The sequence below is a fragment of the Thalassospira sp. GO-4 genome (assembly GCF_023588965.1).
Classification (GTDB): domain Bacteria; phylum Pseudomonadota; class Alphaproteobacteria; order Rhodospirillales; family Thalassospiraceae; genus Thalassospira; species Thalassospira povalilytica.
Map to the genome: position 1 here is coordinate 4131473 of NZ_CP097807.1, position 21811 is coordinate 4153283.

Annotated in this window: 21 protein-coding genes; 6 read left to right on the top strand and 15 right to left on the bottom strand. The window is 55.5% G+C overall.

The annotated features are described in order from the left end of the window. The first annotated feature begins 25 nt into the window (after nt 1–25). Nucleotides 26–1108, top strand: a complete 1083-nt coding sequence (locus M9H61_RS18815; protein WP_206926946.1) for a tartrate dehydrogenase — start codon at nt 26–28, stop codon at nt 1106–1108. Between the two features lie 54 nt (nt 1109–1162). Here M9H61_RS18815 and M9H61_RS18820 read toward each other — a convergent pair whose 3' ends face one another. After that, entirely contained in the window at nt 1163–2134 is a 972-nt protein-coding gene (locus M9H61_RS18820) for a LysR family transcriptional regulator (protein ID WP_250282288.1), read from the bottom strand. A gap of 119 nt (nt 2135–2253) precedes the next feature. On the opposite strand from M9H61_RS18820, the gene M9H61_RS18825 reads away from it, so the two are divergent. Further along, on the top strand, nt 2254–3417 hold the full coding sequence (locus tag M9H61_RS18825; RefSeq protein ID WP_101245669.1) for a mandelate racemase/muconate lactonizing enzyme family protein: 1164 nt from the start codon (nt 2254–2256) through the stop codon (nt 3415–3417). Nucleotides 3418–3500: 83 nt separating this feature from the next. Here the strand turns inward: M9H61_RS18825 and M9H61_RS18830 are convergent, their stop codons facing one another. The 7 genes from M9H61_RS18830 to M9H61_RS18860 form a co-directional block, all read right to left on the bottom strand. Continuing rightward, on the bottom strand, nt 3501–4379 hold the full coding sequence (locus M9H61_RS18830; protein ID WP_250282289.1) for an amidohydrolase family protein: 879 nt from the start codon (nt 4377–4379) through the stop codon (nt 3501–3503). A 114-nt stretch (nt 4380–4493) separates the two neighbouring features. Next, nucleotides 4494–5150 (bottom strand): dienelactone hydrolase family protein, encoded by a 657-nt coding sequence (locus M9H61_RS18835; RefSeq protein WP_250282291.1) that lies wholly within the window; start codon nt 5148–5150, stop codon nt 4494–4496. Nucleotides 5151–5232: 82 nt separating this feature from the next. After that, nucleotides 5233–6207: a TAXI family TRAP transporter solute-binding subunit gene (locus M9H61_RS18840; RefSeq protein WP_250282293.1), complete on the bottom strand. Its 975-nt coding sequence runs from the start codon at nt 6205–6207 to the stop codon at nt 5233–5235. 2 nt (nt 6208–6209) lie between these two features. Beyond that, the gene (locus tag M9H61_RS18845) at nt 6210–8153 is read right to left on the bottom strand and encodes a TRAP transporter fused permease subunit (RefSeq protein WP_250282295.1); all 1944 of its coding nucleotides are present in this window, start codon (nt 8151–8153) and stop codon (nt 6210–6212) included. Nucleotides 8154–8330: 177 nt separating this feature from the next. After that, a complete protein-coding gene (locus M9H61_RS18850) occupies nt 8331–9407 on the bottom strand; it encodes a 4-oxalomesaconate tautomerase (RefSeq protein WP_250282300.1) in 1077 nt (358 codons plus the stop codon). Continuing rightward, nucleotides 9400–10074 carry a 4-carboxy-4-hydroxy-2-oxoadipate aldolase/oxaloacetate decarboxylase gene (locus tag M9H61_RS18855; RefSeq protein ID WP_250282301.1) on the bottom strand — a complete coding sequence of 225 codons (675 nt, stop codon included), beginning with the start codon at nt 10072–10074 and terminating at the stop codon, nt 9400–9402. Before M9H61_RS18855 ends, M9H61_RS18850 begins: the two co-directional genes overlap by 8 nt. Next, nucleotides 10074–10811: a PIG-L deacetylase family protein gene (locus tag M9H61_RS18860; protein WP_068519465.1), complete on the bottom strand. Its 738-nt coding sequence runs from the start codon at nt 10809–10811 to the stop codon at nt 10074–10076. The genes M9H61_RS18855 and M9H61_RS18860 overlap by 1 nt, the downstream gene beginning before the upstream one ends. Nucleotides 10812–10947: 136 nt before the next feature. Between M9H61_RS18860 and M9H61_RS18865 the strand changes: the two genes are divergently transcribed. After that, nucleotides 10948–12171, top strand: coding sequence for a LysR family transcriptional regulator (locus M9H61_RS18865; protein WP_250282303.1), 1224 nt, complete (start codon nt 10948–10950; stop codon nt 12169–12171). A 165-nt stretch (nt 12172–12336) separates the two neighbouring features. Further along, nucleotides 12337–13230 carry an NAD(P)-dependent oxidoreductase gene (locus M9H61_RS18870; protein ID WP_197460848.1) on the top strand — a complete coding sequence of 298 codons (894 nt, stop codon included), beginning with the start codon at nt 12337–12339 and terminating at the stop codon, nt 13228–13230. Between the two features lie 89 nt (nt 13231–13319). Here the strand turns inward: M9H61_RS18870 and M9H61_RS18875 are convergent, their stop codons facing one another. From M9H61_RS18875 to M9H61_RS18890, 4 genes are read right to left on the bottom strand one after another with little or no spacing between them, the layout of a single operon-like run. Then, entirely contained in the window at nt 13320–14282 is a 963-nt protein-coding gene (locus M9H61_RS18875; protein ID WP_114113678.1) for a catechol 2,3-dioxygenase, read from the bottom strand. A gap of 40 nt (nt 14283–14322) precedes the next feature. After that, nucleotides 14323–15609: a TRAP transporter large permease gene (locus M9H61_RS18880; protein WP_250282305.1), complete on the bottom strand. Its 1287-nt coding sequence runs from the start codon at nt 15607–15609 to the stop codon at nt 14323–14325. Further along, nucleotides 15606–16151 carry a TRAP transporter small permease gene (locus tag M9H61_RS18885; protein ID WP_250282308.1) on the bottom strand — a complete coding sequence of 182 codons (546 nt, stop codon included), beginning with the start codon at nt 16149–16151 and terminating at the stop codon, nt 15606–15608. Before M9H61_RS18885 ends, M9H61_RS18880 begins: the two co-directional genes overlap by 4 nt. Beyond that, nucleotides 16142–17164 (bottom strand): TRAP transporter substrate-binding protein, encoded by a 1023-nt coding sequence (locus M9H61_RS18890; protein WP_242512712.1) that lies wholly within the window; start codon nt 17162–17164, stop codon nt 16142–16144. The genes M9H61_RS18885 and M9H61_RS18890 overlap by 10 nt, the downstream gene beginning before the upstream one ends. A 510-nt stretch (nt 17165–17674) precedes the next feature. Here M9H61_RS18890 and M9H61_RS18895 point away from each other — a divergent pair. Both M9H61_RS18895 and M9H61_RS18900 read left to right on the top strand, forming a co-directional pair. After that, nucleotides 17675–18613 carry a 2-hydroxyacid dehydrogenase gene (locus M9H61_RS18895; protein WP_250282309.1) on the top strand — a complete coding sequence of 313 codons (939 nt, stop codon included), beginning with the start codon at nt 17675–17677 and terminating at the stop codon, nt 18611–18613. A 77-nt stretch (nt 18614–18690) separates the two neighbouring features. Further along, nucleotides 18691–19056, top strand: a complete 366-nt coding sequence (locus tag M9H61_RS18900) for a winged helix-turn-helix domain-containing protein (RefSeq protein WP_250282311.1) — start codon at nt 18691–18693, stop codon at nt 19054–19056. Nucleotides 19057–19084: 28 nt separating this feature from the next. Here the strand turns inward: M9H61_RS18900 and modC are convergent, their stop codons facing one another. From modC to modA, 3 genes are read right to left on the bottom strand one after another with little or no spacing between them, the layout of a single operon-like run. Continuing rightward, nucleotides 19085–20221 (bottom strand): molybdenum ABC transporter ATP-binding protein, encoded by a 1137-nt coding sequence (gene modC, locus M9H61_RS18905; protein WP_250282314.1) that lies wholly within the window; start codon nt 20219–20221, stop codon nt 19085–19087. Next, nucleotides 20218–20910, bottom strand: coding sequence for a molybdate ABC transporter permease subunit (modB, locus tag M9H61_RS18910; RefSeq protein ID WP_181848969.1), 693 nt, complete (start codon nt 20908–20910; stop codon nt 20218–20220). The genes modC and modB overlap by 4 nt, the downstream gene beginning before the upstream one ends. Further along, complete coding sequence (gene modA / locus M9H61_RS18915) at nt 20907–21701, bottom strand: molybdate ABC transporter substrate-binding protein (RefSeq protein WP_250282316.1); 795 nt, start codon at nt 21699–21701, stop codon at nt 20907–20909. The genes modB and modA overlap by 4 nt, the downstream gene beginning before the upstream one ends. Between the last annotated feature and the right edge of the window lie 110 nt (nt 21702–21811).

The following is a 21811-nucleotide window of genomic DNA, read 5'->3' on the forward strand; positions in this document are numbered from 1 at the left end:
GTCCCACAAGGAGGAAATGGCTGAAATGGCTGGTAAACAACATAAGATCGCGGTGATCGCCGGGGACGGCATTGGCACAGAAGTCATGCCCGAAGGTGTTCGCGTCCTTGAAGCAGCCGCCGAGGTCTATGGGATCGATCTTGCGTTTGATACGTTCGAATTCGGGTCCTGCGACTATTATCTCAAACATGGCCAGATGATGCCCGATGACTGGAAGGCACAGATCGGTAATCACGATGCCATTTTCTTTGGGGCGGTTGGTTGGCCCGATACGGTGCCCGATCACATTTCGCTGTGGGGATCGCTGATCCAGTTCCGGCGCGATTTTGATCAATATGTCAGCCTGCGCCCGGCAAAACTGATGCCCGGTGTGCCATCACCCCTTGCCGGTCGCAAGCCGGGCGACATTGATTTCTATGTGGTTCGTGAAAATACCGAAGGCGAATATTCGTCGGTTGGCGGAAAAATGTATCCCGGCACGGATCGCGAGATCGTTATTCAGGAAACCGTCATGTCGCGGGTCGGTGTTGACCGTATCCTGAAATATGCGTTCGAGCTGGCCCAAAAACGCCCGCGCAAACATCTGACATCGGCGACCAAGTCCAATGGCATTTCGATCACCATGCCCTATTGGGATGAACGTGTTCTGGAAATGGCAAAGTCCTATCCGGATGTGACCTGGGACAAATACCACATCGATATCCTGACTGCACAGTTCGTCATGAACCCGGATCGCTTTGACGTGGTGGTCGCATCGAACCTGTTTGGCGATATCCTGTCCGATCTTGGTCCGGCCTGTACCGGGACCATCGGTATTGCGCCGTCGGGCAATATCAACCCGGAACGCAAATTCCCGTCTCTGTTCGAACCGGTGCATGGTTCGGCCCCGGATATCGCCGGCAAGGGCATTGCCAACCCGATCGGCCAGATCTGGTCAGGTGCGATGATGCTTGATCATTTGGGCCATACCGATGCCCATGACGGCATCATGCGCGCGATTGAAAAGGTCCTGTTGTCGACCGAATTGCGGACGGCGGATCTTGGCGGTACGGCAAATACGGTCACCTGTGGCAAGGCAATTGCCGATGCGGTTCGCGAACAAGGCTAACCTCCCCAAGAAACGATAAGAACAGTTTCCCTTATGTCCTGACCCGATCACGGCTTATTGCGGTGATCGGGTTTCTTTATGGCCGGTGACATGGGCCCATAACCGTTCGGCAAGTGCACTTCGGCGATGGCGCGGGCGGGTAATGCGGATTTCAAGCGGGATGGACGGGGGCGGGTTTGTGCCCGTGTTCGTGCCCGCGACAGGTGGCTCAAATGACTCGGATACCTCGAAGGGTTGTAGCTGTCCTGTTTCAATATCACGCGCGATCAGGCTTTCCGGAAGCCACGCGAAACCGGCACCATTTCTGACCATAGAATGCAATGTCGCCGCCAGATGGGATGTGAAATTGGCGCTGCCTTGTGGTGCGATTTCGCCGTCTTGATCGCTGGCGGCAATGATCCGGCCAAGCCCGGATTCCGTGCTATAGGCCAGATAGGGCACGGGTGTCCTCGTTGTGCGCGCGCTTGCGGCAAGTAATGGGCTGATCACGGCCATCAGTCTGTCATGCCCGATCACACAGCTTTGAAACAGCGATGGCTGCAAACCATCCGGCGCATTCGAGGCATCGGGGCCATCCGGCCGGGCATGGGCAATCAGAAAATCTGTTTCGCCCTTGAGCATGCGGCTTTCACAGGCCTGCATGCTGTCTGACACCAGATTAAGCGGGCCCAGTGCGATGTCTTCATTCTGGCGGCGCAGCCATTCGGGGATGAAGGTAAAGGACAGCGCATGGGTTGCTGCAATATTCAGCGACGCACTGGCTGTTTTCGCAAGTTCGGCGGCCTCGCGCTTGGCCTGTGTCAGGGAAAAGCAGATTGCCCGTGCATGGGACAGGAAATGTTCCCCGGACGGGGTCAGGGAAACAGAATGCGTGGTGCGTTCAACCAGGGGCGCTCCGACCCAGGTTTCAAGTGCCCGGATACGGCGGCTGAATGCCGGTTGGGTGATGTTTCTGATTTCGGCTGCACGTGAAAAATTAAGCGTCTCACACAATGCGATGAAATCTTCAAGCCAGCGCAATTCCATTTTGGTTATGCCAAATCTGTATAAACATAGACCCAGTTCACATTGGATGCAGGCGCTTTTCAAGCCTTAATATATGGCCATTCATCACATTTACCGACGCCCATTACAGAGAGCTGGTCATGCAAATCGTCGATATCGTCGAAGTTACAAAACCCATCGCATCCCCGATCCGCAATGCCTATATCGATTTTTCGAAAATGACGGCCAGCTTGGTGGCGGTTGTCACCGATCAGGTGCGGGATGGCCGCCGGGTGGTCGGATATGGTTTTAATTCCAACGGACGTTACGGGCAGGGCGGTCTGATCCGTGAACGGTTCCGGGATCGCGTATTGTCGGCCGATCCGAAAAGCCTGATCAATGATGCGGGCGATAACCTTGATCCGCATCGCATCTGGGCGGCGATGATGCAAAATGAAAAGCCCGGCGGGCATGGCGAACGATCGGTTGCGGTCGGGACCATGGATATGGCGGTCTGGGATGCGGTGGCGAAAATCGCCGGAAAACCGCTTTTCCGTCTGCTTGCCGAAACATACGGGGTCGAAGCCGATCCCAGGGTCTTTGTTTATGCCGCGGGCGGTTATTACTATCCGGGGAAGGATCTTTCGGCATTGCGTGCTGAAATGCGCGGATACCTTAACCGCGGCTATACGGTTGTTAAAATGAAGATCGGCGGGGCATCGATTGACGAGGACCGCCGCCGGATCGAAGCTGTTCTGGAAGAAATCGGTAACGAGGCCCAGCTTGCGGTCGATGCCAATGGCCGCTTTGATCTGGAAACCGCAATTGCCTATGCCAAGATGCTGCGCGAATATCCGCTGTTCTGGTACGAGGAAGCCGGCGATCCGCTCGATTATCAGCTTCAGGCTGCCCTTGCCGATTTTTATCCGGGCCCGATGGCAACAGGGGAAAACCTGTTTTCCCATCAGGATGCCAGAAACCTGTTGCGTCATGGCGGCATGCGCCCGGATCGGGACTGGTTGCAGTTTGACTGCGCGCTTTCATACGGGCTTGTTGAATATCTGCGCACGCTTGATGTTCTCAAGGTTCACGGCTGGTCGCCGAAACGCTGCATTCCGCATGGCGGGCATCAGATGTCGCTTAATATCGCAGCCGGTCTGGGACTTGGTGGCAATGAAAGCTATCCCGACCTGTTCCAGCCTTATGGCGGTTTCCCCGATAGCGTAAAGGTCGAACAGGGCTATATCACCATGCCTGAACTGCCCGGCATCGGGTTTGAAGGCAAATCCGATCTGATTTCGGTGATGCGCGAACTGGCCGAATAACGGACCCCGCAAACAAACACCCGACAATCGCGCACATGGTGTTGCGGTTGTCGGGTGTTTGGGTTTGATCCGGGCCGACCGGGTTATTTCGGATCGTAAAGGCGGGTCGGATTGTCGATCAAAAGGGCGCGTTGCTGTTCGGGTTTGGGGGCAACGCGTGCAATATGGTCAACCAGTTTGCCATCGTCTGGCACATGGCTTTTCATGTTGGGATGTGGCCAGTCCGTGCCCCAGATCACGCGATCGGGAATGTCTTCGACGATCGCCTTGCCAAAGGCCACAACATCGTCATAGGGCGGGCCAGCAACTGTCAGGCGTTCCGGGCAGGTGACCTTGACCCAGATATGGTCATTTTCGCGCACCAGTTTGCGGAAACGCTCAAAGTCCGGGTGATCAACGCCCTTGGTCACATCGGGGCGGCCCAGATGATCAATCACCACCGTTACCGGCATATCGATCAGGAACTGCTCAAGCCCCAGCAGGTCGGCGGCTTCGAAATAAACAACTATGTGCCAACCATAAGGTTTGATCTTTTCAACGATCTTGAGGAAATGGTCGCGCGGCGTATCATCAACCAGTCGTTTGACGAAATTGAACCGCACACCCCGCACACCAGCCGCATCAAGTTCATCAAGATGTTCCTTGCTGACATCCGGGCGGACGGTTGCAATGCCGCGATAGCGGCCATTTGACGCCAGAAGTGCATCGACAAGCGCGCGGTTATCCGCACCATGACAGGTCGCCTGAACGATGACGGATCGATCAACGCCCAGATATTTGTGCAACTCAAACAGTTTGTCCTTGCCGGCATCGACCGGGGTGTATTTCCGTTCCGGTGCAAACGGAAAATCTGCCTCTGGCCCGAAGACATGGCAATGGGCATCCCAGGTTCCTTCGGGCAGGGTGAATTTCGGTTTGGACGGGTTGGGATGGAAGGGCAGATAATCTGGCGATGGGGGCATGGGTATCCTCGTAACTATCGTCAGGCGCCCGGCAGGCAGCGCCATATTTGGCGGCCGTGCTGGGACGCAGGATCAAGGCAAGTGGTGGTAAAGCCAAAACTTGGTCGGGCCGGATCACCCGACATGTTTTGCAAGGAATTCGGCCGTGCGGGCATGTGCCACATCTGCTGCATCCGCGACATAGGACGGGCGCGCATCATTGGCAAAGGCATGACCGGCGTCATACATGTGAATTTCCATATCCGGCAAATATGCCTTGGCCTGATCAAGCATTTCGGCGGGAACATGGTCATCCTTGCTGCCGAAATGGCCAAGGAATGCAGCCTTGAGCGGTCGGTCAAGATATTGCGGCAAACGCGTGCCGTAAAACGCAACACCTGCCGCAATATCAAGATCCTGTGCCGCGCGCAGGGCCAGTCCGCCACCCCAGCAAAAACCGATCACACCGACTTTGCCCCCATTGGCAGCAAGTGCTTTGACCGCGGCATCGATATCGGCAACGGTTTTCTCAAGATCCGATGCCAGCATCATGTCGCGGCCACGCGGGGCCTGATCAAACGGAATTACCGCATCGCGTTCCTGACGGTCAAACAGGGCCGGGATCGCAACTTCATAGCCAAGGGCTGCATATTTGGCCGCAACTCCTTTGAGCTGGTCGGTCACGCCGAAGATTTCCTGAAGGATAACAATCCCGCCGCGACGTTCGCCAACGGCCGGTTCAAACCAGCAATTCAGCGAATGGCCATCCGATGCGGTAATGGTCTTCATCATGTCATGTGTTCCTGTTGTCTTGTGCCTGTGATGGTCAATGCGTTACCGGCAAATCAGACCGGTAACGCATGATAGTTCGCGGTTATTTGCCGACCGGAATGCCGGCTTCTTCATAATATTTGATCGCGCCCGGGTGATAGGGCATCAGGTTTTTCGGGGCCATCTTTTCTGGCTGGGCACGGGCAAAGGCACCAAAGGTTGCCTTAAGCGCATCGCGTCCTTCGGCGATTGCCTTGGTCAATTTGTAAACCAGATCGTCGCTGACATCTGCGTTGGTCATCAGAACCCAGGGGATCTGCATCAGGTTGACGTCATAGTTCTGAAGGCCATTGATCTTTTCGTTCTGTTTCATCGAAACGATATCGCCGGCGGGCAAAAAGCCCTTGAACAGTGACGTGCCAATCACCGAATTATCCAGCGAGATATAGCAAAGACCGCCACGATCCTGAAGTTTCACACTGGCCTGCTGACCGGCACCGGCATTCAGGCTGACAAGTGCGATATCCACCAGACCGTCACCAAGGGCGTTGATCCCGGCAACAAAATTGGCAACCGGAACCATCTGGAAATCTTCGTATTTCAGGCCGGCATTGGCAAGGCCACCCATGATGTAATAGGGGATGATGGTCGATGACGTATATTCCGAGGCAATGCGAAGCTCGGATGCCCGCTCCTTAAGGTCATCAACCGATTTAAGGTTGAGATCACAAGGCGCCATCAGGCCGGTGGTCAGCGGGAACATCGTTCCGACCAGACGCATATTGCCATTGGCGCGGTCATAGTTGCCGGTCCCGGAATAGGCATATTCCGCTTCGACACCGTTGGAGAAACCGAAATCAACCTCGCCCGAATTGATCAGCGGCAAATACCCGACCAGCGGCTGGGTCCGCGCGATGATGCCCGCATCATTGGCGACTTTGGCAACGGCCTGACCGGAATTATAGGCAAGTGAGCCTTGGGCGCCGGTGGCGACGGTGACGACCTGGGCGGATGCGGCACTTGCACTGATTGCAAGGCCCATCAGCCCGGCAGACAATGCCTTGGTAAGTTTGTTCATTTTCAGTTTCCTCCTGATTTCACTTCGTTCTTTTGGTGTGTTCCCTGAAACCGCAGGCCGACAGCCAGCAAAATGGCTGCGATTGCGGCGATGATGTGAAGTTGAATGCTGAATGCGGCGGGCAGGAAGCCCAGCGGCAAGGCTGCAAAGCCAAGAATGGTAAAGGCGATGCGCAACATCGGCCCAAGACCACGCGACCAATACCCGACAATCCCGGCGGTTACGGCAATCACCCCGATGATCGCAAGACCAAGGTTAAGGGCAATATCGATCCAGCTTCCCTGCATCAGAATTGCCGGGGTTTCGACAAAGATGAAGGGCAGGATAAAGGCCGCCCAGCCAATGCGCATGGACGCAATTCCGGTGGCCAGTGGGTCATCCTCGGTGATTGTTGCCGCGGCAAAGGCCGCAAGGGCAACCGGCGGGGTAATCATCGACATCATCCCGAAATACAGGATGAACAGATGTGCCGCGATCGGATCAATTCCGGCTTCGACCAGGGATGGTGCAACCAGTGCGGCCAGCAGGACGTAAACGCCCGATGTCGGCATGCCCATGCCAAGGATCACACAAATCACTGCCGATACGGCAAGCAGCAAGAAGGCGTTTGATCCAACCGCATCGACCAGAACCAGTGTCAGGGCAAAGCCAAGCCCGGTGATGTTGAGGATCCCGATCACGAACCCGGCCGCCGCCACCACAAGGATCAGGTCAACCATGCCCGTTCCGGTTTCAACAAAGGTCCGGCCCAGCATTCGGGGTGTCAGTCGATATCCTCGATACCCGCGCACGAAACCGACAATGACAATTGCAACCGCCGCCAGAAGTGCGGAATCTTCGGGATCCATTCGCCACCAGAACAGGGCAGCCAGAAGGACAGCAAACGGGATGATAAAGTGCCAGCCTTCTTTCAGAACCTCGCGAACCGTCATGGTGTCCGTATCGGCAGGCTGAATATTATCGCGTCCGGCAATCAGGTCGACTTGGGTGAAGACGCTCAGATAATAAAGGATGGCCGGAATAAGTGCGGCGCCCGCGACGGTGAAATAGGAAATATCAAGGAACTCGGCCATCAAAAAGGCCGCCGCCCCCATGATTGGCGGCGTAAGCTGCCCGCCGGTTGACGCCACGGCTTCAATCGCACCGGCATCGCGTTTGGTATAGCCGCCGCGCTGCATCAGCGGGATGGTCACCACCCCGGTGGTGACGACGTTCGATACCGCACTGCCCGAAATAGATCCGAATAATGCCGACCCGACAACAGAGATTTTGGCACTGCCACCCCGTGATCGACCGGTGGCCGCCATGGCAAGATCGGTAAAGAAGTTCCCGCCACCCGCAGCAAACAGCAATTTGCCAAAAAAGACGAACAGCATGACGATGATCGTGCCGACCGCAAGCGGGGTGGAAAACACCGCATTCGGGTCAAAGCCGATATACTGGACCATCCGTTCAATGGTCAGCGCCTTGCCGATCAACTGACCGGGCACCTTGTCGGCGAACAGTGAATAGACCATGAAAACAAGGACGATGGCAAAAAGCATCCAGCCGGTCCGCCGACGGATCCCTTCGACCACACCAAGCGTTACCACTGCACCAATCAGGGTAATCTGCCAGGGCCGATAAGCCTGTTCTTGCAGCAGCCAGACAAAATCAAGTGCTGCATACATCAGAACCGCAAATATGATCGCGGCAACCGTGCCGTGGAACCAGCCGATGGTTTGCTTTTCCTCGCCGCGGAAATTGAACTTCAGATAGGCGATGGTCAAAGCCATACCGAGCTGGAAGGCCATATATTGTTGCGGCAAAACAGCAAAGCCCAAGCGGATCGGTGCTTCAAGATTCCAAAGAATACAGGCAACCACCATGCTTGATGCCAGCGCGGTAATCAGATGATTGCGCAGGGATGCCGAATTGATCATGGCCGTGCCCCCGTTTTTGCGCATATCGGCACGACCCCGGCGTGATGCGGGATCAAAAGGCAATGGATCGTCGCCAGACGCGCATCGGAAAACAATGCGCTGATGTGTTTTGCCACACGCGGGTTCCGCGTCATGGGCTTCCTCCTACTTCCTTGTTTATTCTTGTTATTATTGTTTCTTGCTTTTGGCGGGGCATCGTCATCAATCGATGAAAACGGTCCCGTCAAACAGTTTGCGTGCGGTGCGCAGCAGGCCGGCCTTTTCGACCGTACCGTCTTTGGTCTTTTCGATGATTACGCTCATTTCCCCGGACGGGTGTTCGACCGAAATCGTGCTGAGATCGGCGATATTGCCAACAGCAACGCTTGCGGCCGGTGATCCCGGAAGCAGACAGGCCGTTGCCACACTGACCGCGCCCAATACCCCGATCGAGGCATGGCAACGATGCGGGATGAAGGTCCGTGTGGAAATGGCACCGCCATTTCGGGCGGGCGAAACCATGGTCATTTTGGGAACGGATGCGTCGCTGACATCACCAAGATTCATCAACGGTCCGCATTTCAGGCGGATGCTTTCAAGTTTGGTGCGAAGGGCAGCATCGCTTTCCAGGTCTTCCCGGCTTTCTTGCCCGGTAATTCCCATGTCGGACGCACGCAGGACAACAACCGGCATACCGTTATCGATCATGGTGACGGGAACGCCGTCGATCACATCAACTTCGTTTCCGGTCGGAAGCAATGCACCACAGGTCGTTCCGGCAGTGTCACTGAACAAAAGCGGGATTGGTGCAGATGTGCCGGGAACGCCGTCAATGCGGGCATCCCCGCCATAAACCGGTTTGCCATTTGGCGTTTCGATGGTTGCGGTTGCCGTCTGTCCGGTGTTCTCCATGAAGATGGAAACTTTGGTTTGCCCGAATGTGGCTGCAACCAGTCCCCGTTCAATGGCAAACGGGCCAACCCCGGCAAGGATATTGCCGCAATTCTGTTGATCGGTCACAACGGCGCGATCAACGAAAACCTGCAAGAACAGATAATCGACATCAATGCCCGGGCGATCGGATTTTTTGACAATGGCAACTTTCGAGGTCAGGGGATCTGCACCCCCCATCCCGTCAATTTGTTTGGCATCGGGCGATCCCATGACACGCAGCAAAACCGCGTCGCGTTCTGCAATGTCATTTGGCAAATCTTCTGCCAGGAAATAGCCGCCCTTTGACGTGCCGCCACGCATCCACATGCAGCGGATGCCGCCGGTTTGCTTGATCCCCCTAGACATATTTCAGGCCTTTTTCAGCCAGACGCGGGCGCATGTCATAAATATCCAGACCCAATTCCCCGGCCATCAGGCGGGCACGTGTCTTGGCTTCTTTTTCTTCGCGTGCGATCGACTGTTTCAGGACATTTTCCGCATTGGCATTGGGGACGACGCAAACACCGTCATCATCGGCAACAATGACATCGCCGGGATTTACCAGGGCACCAGCAATCGTCACCGGCACATTGACCGAACCAACCGTTTCCTTGACCGTGCCCTGTGCCGAAACAGCCTTGGACCAGACCGGGAATTTGATTTCGGTAAGATCAAGCACATCACGTACACCGGCCTCGATGATCAGGCCGCGGACCTTGCGATGCATCAGCGACCGGGCAAGAAGTTCGCCAAAATATCCGGCATCACAGGGCGAGGTCGGCGATACGACCAGAATGTCGCCTTCCTGACACTGTTCAACCGCAACATGGATCATCCAGTTATCGGCCGGTGCGATGGAAACCGTTACGGCATTTCCGGCAATGCGTGCGCCCGGATAGATCGGGCGCATATGCGACTGCAAAAGCCCGGTACGGCCCTGAGCTTCGTGAACGGTGGCAACACCGCATTTACCCAGACCGTCCACAATCGAAAGATCGGTACGGGTAATGTTCTGAACAACGACGCCACCCATCACAGTTCATCCACGGTGCGCGGATAGACCGACTGGAAACCTTCGGCATATCTGGCGTTACGACCACCGGCCTGACCGCCCGAATTGCGGCGGAAATGGTTGCCGCGGTTTTCAGCAACATTTTCATAATAGTGCCAAAGATGTTCCTGGCCTTCCATGCACTGGATCGCCGCCCATTTCTGATCCCAGACATCGGTGATATCGAGGAAATGGTCAGGCTTCCATTCCATCTGTTCGGTCTGGTGGGGTTCAAACAGATAAAGCTGCGGCGCACCCAGAACCTTTTCACCCGGGTTGTGGCCCCAGGCCTGCGCGATCATGCGGCATTCAATCGCCACACGCGTCGCATAGGAATGGTCGGTATTGTAATTGTCGACAAAGCTGTGGCTCAGCATGAATTTCGGCTGAACAGCACGAATGGTGTCGACCAGTTCGAATTTCTGATCACGGGAAAGTTCAAGCGGGTAATCACCGACATCCATGAACTTGATGTCATGAACGTTAAGCGCCTTGGCAGCGTTTTCGGCTTCCTTGCGACGTTCGGTTTTGACCCGCTCCATCGTGCAGCCTTCCTGCTTCCACAGCTTGGCGGATTCACCGCGTTCGCCATAAGAAAGGCAAACGACCGTGACGTCGTAACCCTTCTTGGCATGCAGCGCGATCGCGCCGCCGCAGCGCCAGACAAAATCCGCAGAATGCGCACTGATGACCAGTGCGGTCGGTTTGGTGGTGGTCACGTTTCTGACTCCCTAGCTTGGTTTGGTTTTGTGAAATCATGCTAGGTGCCATGCCGCGTCAGGTGAAATAGAACCAATGGTATTTGCTATAAGTTCTTTCTATAATGTGTGCGCGATCACAGGGAGAACGTCCTTAATGAGCCTGCAAAATCCGAACCTCAAACATCTGCGTGCCTGTCTTGCGGTGGCCCACCGTCAAAGTATCAGTGCCGCTGCCGAAGACGTTTACATGTCCCAGCCCGCCGTGACGCAGGCGGTGGCAAAAGTCGAACGTCTTTTGGGGGTGGAACTGTTTGATCGCAGGCCCGAAGGCGTGTTTGTGACCGAACCGGGAAAGATATTTGTTCGCCGTGTTGAACGTTTGCAGGATTACCTTGTCCAGGCGACCGCCGAGATCATGCGCATCGGGCGGCGCAATCGCGGTCATCAGGTCAAATTGCATCAACTGGTCACCGGCGTGCAATTGCGCGCATTGATTGCCATTTCCGAGGCGGGCAGTTTCAGTCTGGCGGCACGCAATGTCGGTGTGTCGCAGCCGTCCTTGCACCGGGCGGCGCGCGAACTTGAACAGCTTTGTGCCGTGCCGCTGTTTGAAAAGGCCAGTACAGGCATCCTTTTGACCAAACAGGCCGAAACATTCGTGATGTTTGCCAAACTGGCACTGGTCGAACTGGGGCAGGCCGAAGACGAAATTGCATCCTGGAAGGGCGGGCGTGGTGGCCGCATCGTGATTGGCAGCATGCCGCTTGCGCGTAGTGCCATTCTGCCCAATGCGATCAATGCCATCATGGAAGAATTTCCCGATACCCGATTGCGGGTGGTCGACGGACCTTATCAGGATTTGTTATTCGGGTTGCGGCACGGTGACATTGATCTTCTGATCGGTGCGCTGCGCGATCCGGTGCCGGTCGATGATGTGGTTCAGCACAAATTGTTTGATGATCCATTGGCAATTGTCGGGCGGGTTCATCATCCGTTGCTTCGCCAGAAAAAGCTGACACCTGCCGATCTTGCGGCGTATGGCTGGGCGGTGCCGTTACGGGGGGCTCCGACCCGGGATTATTTCGAAACCATGTTCCCGGTTGATGGTGGTCTGCGCCCGCAAAGCATCGTTGAAACCGGGTCATTGATCCTGATCCGGCGGATGCTGTCGACCAGTGACAAGCTGACCATCATTTCGCGCCATCAGATCATGCAGGAAGAAAAATACGGTGAACTGACCATGTTGCCGATTGATCTTCCCGATACCGAACGTCCAATCGGGCTTACAGTGCGCAAAGGCTGGTCGCCAACATCGATACAGCAAAACCTGATAGAGCGCCTGGAAGCGATCAGCAAAAACATTGCTACTTTGTGGTAGGCACGCCCGATCCGGAAAACGGACCTATTTGCATTTTGAATGCCGATTTCGGGCAATCAATTTTCCCTGACAGCCATGAAATGATAGCAGAGAGGCAATGACTTCACATCTGCCGCCTTGTGGCGGCCCATCACAACAAAAAATCAGATCGGGAACTTCAAGAATATGACAGTCACCATCAATACCATCGCCTTTCTGGGGTTCGGCGAAGCTGCACAGGCCTTTGTAAAAGGTTGGGGCCATGACATCGTGCCGGTCACGCGGGCTTTTGACATCAAGACAACAAGTGCCGATACCGCCATCCGCGAAGCCAAGAATGCCGATTATGTTGCTGCCGGTGTCACCGGTGCAGTCAGTGGCCAGGTCGCCCTTTCGGGCGCGGAACTTGTTTTCTCGCTGGTGACGGCTGATCAGGCAGCAACGGTTGCCCGTGATGCCGCGGCATCGATTGAACCGGGTGCGTTTTTCTTTGATTGCAATTCATGTGCGCCAGGCACCAAGCGCCGCAATGCCGAACTGATCGAAGCAGCAGGCGCAAAATATGTTGATATGGCGGTGATGGCGCCGGTTTATCCGAAATTGCACAAAACCCCGATCCTGCTAAGCGGTCCGCATGCCGAGGCGGCAAAACCGGTTCTGGAATCTCTTGGCATGGAGCCGGGTATTGCCGGTGACACCGTCGGTGCCGGATCGGCGATCAAGATGGTGCGATCCGTGATGATGAAAGGGCTCGAAGCACTGTTCGCCGAATGTGTCTTGGCTGGGCGTCGTGCCGGCGTTGATGAAACCGTGCTGGCATCCCTTGATAAAACCTATCCGGGGTTCGACTTCATGGAAAAGGCCGCCTATATGCTTGAACGGTCCATGACGCATGGCATTCGTCGTGCAGCCGAAATGGAAGAAGTCGCACTGACGGTCGAGGAACTTGGCCTTAATAACGGTATGGCCAAGGCCACTGTCGATTGGCAGCGAACCATTGGTGAATTGAAGCTTGATGCCGGGGATCTCGGCTATCGCGAACGGGCCGATATGATCCTTGAGGCGATGGCAAAGAAGTAAATCCGTTCTGAGTTTGACCGGAAATGTAAAAGGCAGGGTTCGCACCCTGCCTTTGCCGTATCTGGATGAAGCTTGCAGATCACAAATGATTATTCTGCGGCGTCCGGCACCGGCGGGGTGCCATGGGTATGGAAGGACGAAATGGTTTTCAGTCCCCATGCCTGCCCCTTTTTGCGGTCGCTTTCGGTCCAGGTGACGGTTTCCCAATCGGGTTGCAGGATCAAACGTGCCCCGGCGTTGCAAACCTCGACCCGGTTGCCGGCCGGTTCATAGACATACAGGAAGAACGTGCCCTGAACGGCGTGCTTGTGCGGGCCTGTTTCGATGAAAACATTGTTTTCAAGGAAGATGTCGGCTGCGCGCAGGACATCCTCGCGCTGATCAAGCGCATAGGTCACATGGTGAAAACGGCCCGGCGTGCCGGTCGCATCCTTGGTATAGGCAATGTCATATGTCTTGTTATTGACCGTAAACCAGCACCCGGCAAGCACGCCGCTATCAAGCATGATCTGTTCGGTCACGCGTGATCCCAGTGCCTTTTGCATGAAGTCACGAATGGCTTCGACATTGGTGGCCAGAAGGTTCAGGTGGTCAATACGGCGTACTGCGACACCACGACCGTGATAACGCTGTGCAATGTTTTTAAGTGCCGGCTTTTCTGATTCCGGGGCCTGATATTTGACCGTGTCGTAATAAAGTTCAAACACATGGCCATCCGGATCGGTAAAGCGATACGCCCGTCCATGGCCCATATCGCCATCGACCCAGCCAATACCGCATCCCATTTCCTCGATCACTTTGACGCGGCGCATCAGGGCGGCTTCGGAACTTGCGCGATAGCCGATATGGCCAACGCCGGTGGTGTCGGATTTGGTCAGTTTCAGGCTGTGGAACTCGTAATCGTCCCAGGCGCGCAGATAGACAGAATTTTCATCACGACCGCTTTCGGTCAGACCATAAACATTGACGAAGAAATCCAGGCTTTCTTCGAATTTGTTGGTCAGCAACTCGACATGACCGAGATGGGCAACATCAAAACAGGGTTCAGACATGTCCGTTTCCTTTCAGTATGGGCGTTATCGGATCGCGGCGTTACAGAAGTGCATAAACCAGCGACGGGAAAGCAATCAGCACGGCAAGACGCACGATGTCTGAAATGACAAACGGCATCACACCACGGAAAATCTGACCAATCGGGATGTCGGGCGCGACCGACTTGATGACAAAGGCATTCATGCCCACAGGCGGTGTAATCAGGCCAAGTTCGACTGTAATCACGGTCAGAATGCCAAACCAGACCGGATCAAACCCGGCGGCAATGACAATCGGGTAAACCACCGGCACGGTCAAAAGCAGCATGGCAATACTGTCCATGACACAGCCCAGCACGACATAAAGGGCCAGCACACAGAACAGAACCGCATAAGGTGGCATGTCAAGCTGTGCCACCAGTTCGACCAGCGAATGGGAAATGCGCGACACCGACAGGAAATAGCCAAATATTTCCGCCCCGACCAGCATGAAGAAAATCATGATCGACAGGGTCAGGGTTTCGCCAATCGCCTCGATAAACTGGGTGCCGGTCATGCCGCGGACAAAGGCCAGGATCATGGTAAAGAATGCGCCAACTGCGGCTGCCTCGGTCGGGGTGAAGAACCCGCCATAAATCCCGCCAATGATAAAGGCAAAGATCACCGCAAACGGCAAAAGCCCCTTAAGGCCGATAATCTTTTCCTTGATTGTTGTCGGCTGGCCGGGTTTGGCAACGTCGGGTTTGAAAAACACGATGGCAGCAATGGTTACGCAATAAAGCACAAGACCCAGCAAGCCCGGAATGATCCCGGCCATGAACATCTGGCCAACCGAATGCTCGGTAATCAGCGCATATAGCAAAAGCGCAATTGATGGCGGGATCATGATGCCAAGGGTGCCGCCCGCGGCAAGCGTCCCGGCGGCAAAGGACGGCACATATCCGTTCTTTTTCATTTCGGGCAGGGCAACGCGTGCCATGCTGGCCGCGGTGGCCAGCGACGATCCGGAAATGGCGGAAAACACGCCACAGGACGTGACAGCAGCCAGTCCCATGCCGCCGCGCCAGCCGCCAAAGAATGTCTTCGCACCGTTAAACAGTTCGGCCGACATGCGGGCTTTGGAGGCAAAAACACCCAGAAGGATGAACATCGGGACCGGGCTGAAACCATAAGCGGTCAGGGTTTCAAACGGTCCCTTTTCAAGCAGGGCAAAGGCCGGTTTGAATGCGACAATAAAGCCAAAGCCGACAAAGCCGACCGCCGACATCGCCAGTGAAATCGGGCAGCGAAACGCAATCAGCAACAGCATGACCGCAACGCAGATAAGACCAATCAGGGGCGCGCTCATGGTCGTTTAGCTCCTGAAACAAGATAGTCAATTGCAAGCAGGATGCAGCGCAGGGCAAGGAACGCCAGCGCGCAGGATGCAAGGCTGTAGACAATGTGAAGGGGGATCAAAAGATCCTGACTGGATTCACCGGACCGTCGCATGCGACCGGCAACTTCGAAAAACCGAACCGTCATGCCAGATGACAGGGCGGCAAAGCCGAACATGTAAACGGCTTCAAGGATCATTTTGGTGCGGCGGCGCAGATTGTCGGTAAACAGATCGACAATCACCTGTCCCTTGTCGACGCCATAGGGAAAGGCCAGAAGAACCATCGCCATCATGCCATAGCTGACCAGTTCGACCGCCCCGGTAAAGGTGACATCAATGCCGCCATTCGTCGCGGCAAAGATCGTGCGTGCGATGACATCGACAAGCGTGACTGTCATGATAAAGACCAGAAGAACCCCGCTACCGATCCGCATCGCCTTGGCGATGCGGTCGGTCAGGTCAAGAAGGAAGAAAGCCTTGCGGGCAGGCTCTGTGGTCGAGCTTACTTGCATGTCGCGGCAAGTTCCTTGGCGCGGGCATAGACTTTGCGGGCCGGAAGACCGCGGCTTTCAAGATCGGCCAGATAGGTTTCCGTTGCTTTGTCCAGAACCGGCTTCCAGGCCGGGTTGTCAACGCCGCCCTCAACCGTCAGGAAGGTGTGACCGGCATCCTGTGCCTGTTTCAGACCCTTGGCATCAAGGGCGTCAAACAGGTTCCCGGCCTTTTCCGACCATGCCATGCCCGAATTTTTCGTAATCACGTCCTGAAGGTCTTCGGGAAGGTCTTCAAAGCTGTCTTCGTTCATGGTGACAAGGAAGGACAGGGTGTAAAGGTCCCCGACGCTGGTATGGGCCTTGGCCAGTTCATTAAGACGGAAAGCCAATGCGCCTTCCCATGGAAGGGCAACACCGTCAATCACCTCAAGCTGCATGGCCTGATAGGATTCCGGGGCCGGCATGCCAAGCGGTTGCGCGCCTGCTGCTTCAAGGATATTGGCAACCACAGATGTCGGACGGCGAATACGAAGCCCGGCCAGATCATCCGGGGTGGCAATCAGCTTGTCCCCGGTATGCAAAAGACCTTGACCGTGGGTGAACAGGAACAGCGGCCGGGTGCCCTTGTATTCATCGGAAATCAGGCCTTCGTCATACAGGCTCTGGATGATGCAGGAACCATGGGCGGCATTCTTGATCAGGCCCGGAAGCTCCACCACCTGGGTCAGCGGAAAGCGGTTGGCGGTATAGCCCTGAATGGCGGCGGCGACATCGGCAATGCCGTCTTCGACCGCTTCATATTGTGCGGGCGGTGCGGCAAGGGTTGCGGACGGATACATTTCAACTTCGATCCGGCCATCGGATTCCTTGGCGATGGTGTCAGCCCAGACCTGGAACAGGTCCTTTTGCATGCCGGCAACCGGCGGCCATTGATGCGAAAAGCGCAGGGTGTAGTCGGCGGCCTGTGCCTGATTGAACGAGACAGCAAGTGCCGATGTCATGACACCGGCAATCAGTAATTTGCGAAACATCATTTTCCTCCCGAGTGTTACGCAACGATTGGGGGCTTTGCATGCCGGGTCCGATGACGGCCCGTGCCACGAAAGCCAATTTGTTTTGTCTAATTGCGTTTGGCGACGTCTTGATCGCCGCAACCATGTTCGTGCTGCTCTGTCCAATGATGTTCAGGGCAGAGGCATAATTTTGGGTACCATTCGGGAGGTGCGCGGGGAAATTGAATGACCGGCAGGTCTATTCAAAATTGTTAATGGATTTCTCGGTGCAGATGAAGTGATCGACAGTCGGACGCCAAGCTATCAAGGGTAGTTGGTCCGAATTCTGCTTGTTCAAGAAACGCAGGTTGGGTTGGAACAGCGTCACCTTTTGCGGGCTGCCTTTGTTGAGAGTTGCGATGTTAACGGTTGGCCTATCTTTGCGCTGGCGTTGGGCAAAATCGGCAATTGTTATTTGTCTTATCAACTTGTTTTACAAGTTGGCATTGGGTAGTTTTGGTCTTTGTTTGCCCCAATGAAAGTCTGATCATGACCCGGTCTGTTCTTGCGATTACGGATATTCGTCCTGCCTATACCGCGCAGCTTGCCAAGCGATATGACCTTCATCGTTATGATCAGATCGATGACAAGGCGGCGTTTCTTGATCGCATGGGGGACAAGATAACTGCTGTTGTGACTTCCGCACGGTTTGGACTATCTGTCGATCTGATGGGCCGGTTGCCAAACCTTGAAGTGATTACAAGTTTCGGGGTCGGCTATGATCAGATTGATCTCGAAGCGTGCCGGGCGCGCGGCATCCGGGTTTCAATTACCCCCGATATCCTGACAGATGATGTTGCCGATACCGCGATCATGTTGATGCATGCGACCTTGCGCAAACTGGTTGCCGGTGATGACTGGGCGCGCAGTGGCAAATGGGCATCGGTCGGGCCGATGGCATTAACCCGTTCAGTGCGGGGCAAGAAACTTGGCATTGTCGGCCTGGGCCGGATCGGTCAGGCGATTGCATCGCGTGCCGCGCCAAGCGGGCTTGAAATCGGTTATTTCGGACGTAATCCAAAGCCGGTCGATTACCGGTTTTTTGATCGTTTGACCGATCTGGCGACATGGGCCGATATCCTGATGCTGTCCTGTCCGGGCGGGCCAGCAACAGAGGGGATCATCAATGCCGATGTGCTGGCGGCATTGGGGGAAAACGGTTTTGTTATCAATGTGGCGCGCGGTTCTGTCATTGACGAGCCTGCCCTGATCAAGGCCCTTGAAACCAGGCGGATTGCCGGTGCCGGGCTTGATGTCTTTTATAATGAGCCAAACATGGACCGGGCTTTTGCCGCGTTCGAAAACGTGGTTTTGTATCCGCATCATGCCAGCGGTACTGTTGAAACCCGCGATGCCATGGCGCAGCTTGTTGTGGATAATCTTGATGCCTGGGATACGCGCGGGGAACTGATCACGCCGGTCGCGTGACCGCGAATGTGACCCGTTGCCAGGCCCCCTGATCTTTGATCTTGGCGGGCAATTGCCGGTCGGGATAATGTAGCGCCATGACAGGCGAAAAACTTACGGTCCGACTGAAAATTGAACTGCCCGACGGTGTTCGGCTTGGCTATGGCAAGGTCGATCTGCTGCGGGCGGTGGATGCGCATCACTCGATCTCGGCAGCGGCGCGGTCTATGGGGATGTCCTATCGCCGGGCGTGGTTGCTGATTGACGAGCTTAATCGCAGCTTTGCCGATCCGGTGATTGAAACAAGCATCGGCGGGCGCGGCCATGGCGGAGCAACTTTGACCGCCACCGGCATGCGGGTGATCGAACTTTACGAAGCAGCCTGCACAAAGGCCCGTGCCGCCCTTGATGGGGAGCTTTGCGAACTTGCGGGCCTGCTTGGTTCGGATATGCCAAATAATTGAATTTCAATATTTGTTAGCGCTAACATCATCAGATCGCGTGGTCGGCAACCTGACCGTCGACCGTGACGGATTTGATGACGGCGAAGACTTTCTGACCAAGACCGAGTTTCAGGCGGTGTGCCGACCATCGGGTGATGCGAGCATGCAGGACCGGTTGGCCATTTGCGGTGTCGTGAGGGCGTGAAACCGCATCATGGCCAAGGCACAGGCTGATATCGACGGTATCGCGGTTTTCCTGGCTGATCTTGGTGATGGTGACCGGAATGACGTTATTGGCACTGATGCCGGTCGGTGCGGTTTTCGCGATCATGACATCGCGCGCACGGATATGCAGCCTGACATTCGGATTGGCCGGACGGCCGAGATAGGGCACAACAAGCCGTTGTCCGGCGCAATCAAGAAAGCTGACTTCGGCCTTGGGATCGCGACTGACAATCCGGGCCGAAAGAACGGTACCGGCATCAAACCGACCGGCAAGGGGGGGCAAGTCGGTGCGACCCAGCATGTCAAATACCGAGCCGCTGGCCAGTGTTTTGCCCTGATCAATCACCACCATATGGTCGGCAAGCCGCGCAACTTCGTCAATCGCATGGGTGACATAAAGCATCGGAATTTTGCGATGGTCACGAAGCCATTCGAAATAGGGCAGGATTTCCTGTTTGCGGGCATGATCAAGTGCCGATAGCGGTTCATCAAGCAGCAGGATATCGGGGTTGGATAACAGCGCACGGCCAAGAGAGACGCGCTGTTTTTCCCCGCCGGAAAGTGCGGCAGGACGGCGTCCCATCAGCGGCAGAATGCCCAGCATTTCAAGGATGGCGCTTTGTTCTTCGCGTGGCAGTTTCTGTGCATTGCGGCGTGCCCCGAAATACAGATTTTCACTGACAGTTTTATGGGGAAACAGGCGAGCATCCTGAAACACATAGCCGACCCGCCGTTTCCGCGCGGGCAAATTGATCCGTTGGCGATGGTCAAAGACGACCCGCTCACTGATTTCGATATGGCCCTGACGGGGAGTTTCCAACCCGGCGATAATATTGATCAGACTGGTCTTGCCACTGCCCGATGGCCCGAACAGGGCGGTGATGCCGGTATCAGGAATATGGAAGTCCGCATCCAGATCAAATTTGCCAAGCTTGTGGCTGACCGAAACAGTGATGCTCATGCCAGTGCCCTTTTGCGGATGTGGCGCATGGCAATTTCAGACAGCAACAATCCGGCAAAGGCCAAGCCGATCGACAGGGCAGCCAGCCGTGCCGCGGCAAGTTCGCCGCCCGGTGTCTGAATGGCGGTATAGATCGCAAGCGGCAATGTGCGTGTTTCGCCGGGAATATTGGAAACAAAGGTAATGATCGCGCCAAATTCGCCCAAACTGGCAGCAAAGGCCGTAATCGCACCGGCAATGATCCCCGGAAGGGCAAGCGGCAATGTCAGCGAGAAAAAGCGATCAACCGGCCCAGCGCCAAGTGTTTCAGCAGCCTGATAAAGGCCGTGATTGACGTTTTCAAGGCTGAGCCGGATGGCCCGGACCTGAAACGGGAAACTGACAATGGCCGATGCCAATGCCGCCCCGGTCCAGCTAAAGACAAAGCGGATATCAAAGGTTTCATAAAGCCACGCGCCAAGCGGGGCGCGGGTGCCAAACCCGATCAAAAGCAAATAGCCCATCACCACCGGCGGCAAGATCAGCGGCAAATGCACAATGGCATCAAGGATGAAGCGCCCCGGAAACCGGCCCAGTGCAAGTGCTGTGGCGACAAGAATGGCAAAGGGCAGGGCACATAAAACAGCAACGCCCGAAATCCGCAAGCTCAGTAAAAGGGCCTCGATTTCGGCGGGCGTTAAACTGATCATTGCGGGGTCGTACCTGTTTTGAGTGTCTCAACCGGATCAAAGCCATAATCGGCAAAAATTCGACCCGCGTCATCCCCCAAAAGCCAGGCAAGGAATTTTGTGTTGCGATCGGTATGTGCATCCCTGGTCAGGGCGACCGGATAGGTGATGGGGGGATGGCTGTCTTTGGGGAAGGTTGCGACAATTTTGACATCCTGTGCAATTGCCGCGTCGGTGCCATACACAATCCCGAATGGCGCCTCGCCGCGCTCCACCAGGGCAAGGGCCGCACGCACATTATCAGCGCGTGCAAGTCGGGGTGACAGTTCATCCCACTGCCCCAGTTTGGAAAGCGCCTGTTTGGCATAAATACCGGCAGGAACATGGTCCGGGTCGCCAACCGCAATTCGGTCATCTGTTCCCAGCAGTGCCACAAGTCCAGGGTCCCCGGTCAGGGAAACCGTTTCAACCGGACTGTCGGTTGGCGCGATCACCACCAGCGAATTGGCAACAACATCGTGACGCGTGCCCGGCGCGATCATGTCCTGATCAGACAGCCAGTCCATCCATTTCTGATTGGCCGAAATGAAGATATCGGCCGGTGCCCCCGCCGCGATTTGCCGGGCGAGTGTCGATGAACTGGCAAATGACATCTGAATATGATCGCCGGTTTGGTCTTCATAAGACCGGGCTGCTGCGGTCATTGCATTGGTCAGGCTGGCCGCAGCAAAAACCGTAATAGTGTCCGCGCGAACGGCAAGCGACGCAAAAAGAATCACCGGAAGAACAAGAAAAGGGGCGAGATAGCGCATGGGGCGGGTTTCCGGACCGGTTATGATATATCGTTATATTTCATTGGATATAGCGATACGTCAAGCAATTGATGCGATGGCCATTATGCGCATCGGGTGCCTGATGGCGG

Coding starts and splice junctions, on each gene's coding strand:
- M9H61_RS18840 (WP_250282293.1), bottom strand. CDS start 6,207: ATGAACAAACTTACCAAGGCATTGTCTGCCGGGCTGATGGGCCTTGCA.
- M9H61_RS18855 (WP_250282301.1), bottom strand. CDS start 10,074: ATGGGTGGCGTCGTTGTTCAGAACATTACCCGTACCGATCTTTCGATT.
- M9H61_RS18885 (WP_250282308.1), bottom strand. CDS start 16,151: ATGCAAGTAAGCTCGACCACAGAGCCTGCCCGCAAGGCTTTCTTCCTT.
- M9H61_RS18875 (WP_114113678.1), bottom strand. CDS start 14,282: ATGTCTGAACCCTGTTTTGATGTTGCCCATCTCGGTCATGTCGAGTTG.
- M9H61_RS18870 (WP_197460848.1), top strand. CDS start 12,337: ATGACAGTCACCATCAATACCATCGCCTTTCTGGGGTTCGGCGAAGCT.
- modA (WP_250282316.1), bottom strand. CDS start 21,701: ATGCGCTATCTCGCCCCTTTTCTTGTTCTTCCGGTGATTCTTTTTGCG.
- M9H61_RS18820 (WP_250282288.1), bottom strand. CDS start 2,134: ATGGAATTGCGCTGGCTTGAAGATTTCATCGCATTGTGTGAGACGCTT.
- M9H61_RS18895 (WP_250282309.1), top strand. CDS start 17,675: ATGACCCGGTCTGTTCTTGCGATTACGGATATTCGTCCTGCCTATACC.
- M9H61_RS18815 (WP_206926946.1), top strand. CDS start 26: ATGGCTGGTAAACAACATAAGATCGCGGTGATCGCCGGGGACGGCATT.
- M9H61_RS18830 (WP_250282289.1), bottom strand. CDS start 4,379: ATGCCCCCATCGCCAGATTATCTGCCCTTCCATCCCAACCCGTCCAAA.
- M9H61_RS18825 (WP_101245669.1), top strand. CDS start 2,254: ATGCAAATCGTCGATATCGTCGAAGTTACAAAACCCATCGCATCCCCG.
- M9H61_RS18890 (WP_242512712.1), bottom strand. CDS start 17,164: ATGTTTCGCAAATTACTGATTGCCGGTGTCATGACATCGGCACTTGCT.
- M9H61_RS18850 (WP_250282300.1), bottom strand. CDS start 9,407: ATGTCTAGGGGGATCAAGCAAACCGGCGGCATCCGCTGCATGTGGATG.
- M9H61_RS18865 (WP_250282303.1), top strand. CDS start 10,948: ATGAGCCTGCAAAATCCGAACCTCAAACATCTGCGTGCCTGTCTTGCG.
- M9H61_RS18835 (WP_250282291.1), bottom strand. CDS start 5,150: ATGATGAAGACCATTACCGCATCGGATGGCCATTCGCTGAATTGCTGG.
- modB (WP_181848969.1), bottom strand. CDS start 20,910: ATGATCAGTTTAACGCCCGCCGAAATCGAGGCCCTTTTACTGAGCTTG.
- M9H61_RS18880 (WP_250282305.1), bottom strand. CDS start 15,609: ATGAGCGCGCCCCTGATTGGTCTTATCTGCGTTGCGGTCATGCTGTTG.
- M9H61_RS18900 (WP_250282311.1), top strand. CDS start 18,691: ATGACAGGCGAAAAACTTACGGTCCGACTGAAAATTGAACTGCCCGAC.
- modC (WP_250282314.1), bottom strand. CDS start 20,221: ATGAGCATCACTGTTTCGGTCAGCCACAAGCTTGGCAAATTTGATCTG.
- M9H61_RS18845 (WP_250282295.1), bottom strand. CDS start 8,153: ATGCGCAAAAACGGGGGCACGGCCATGATCAATTCGGCATCCCTGCGC.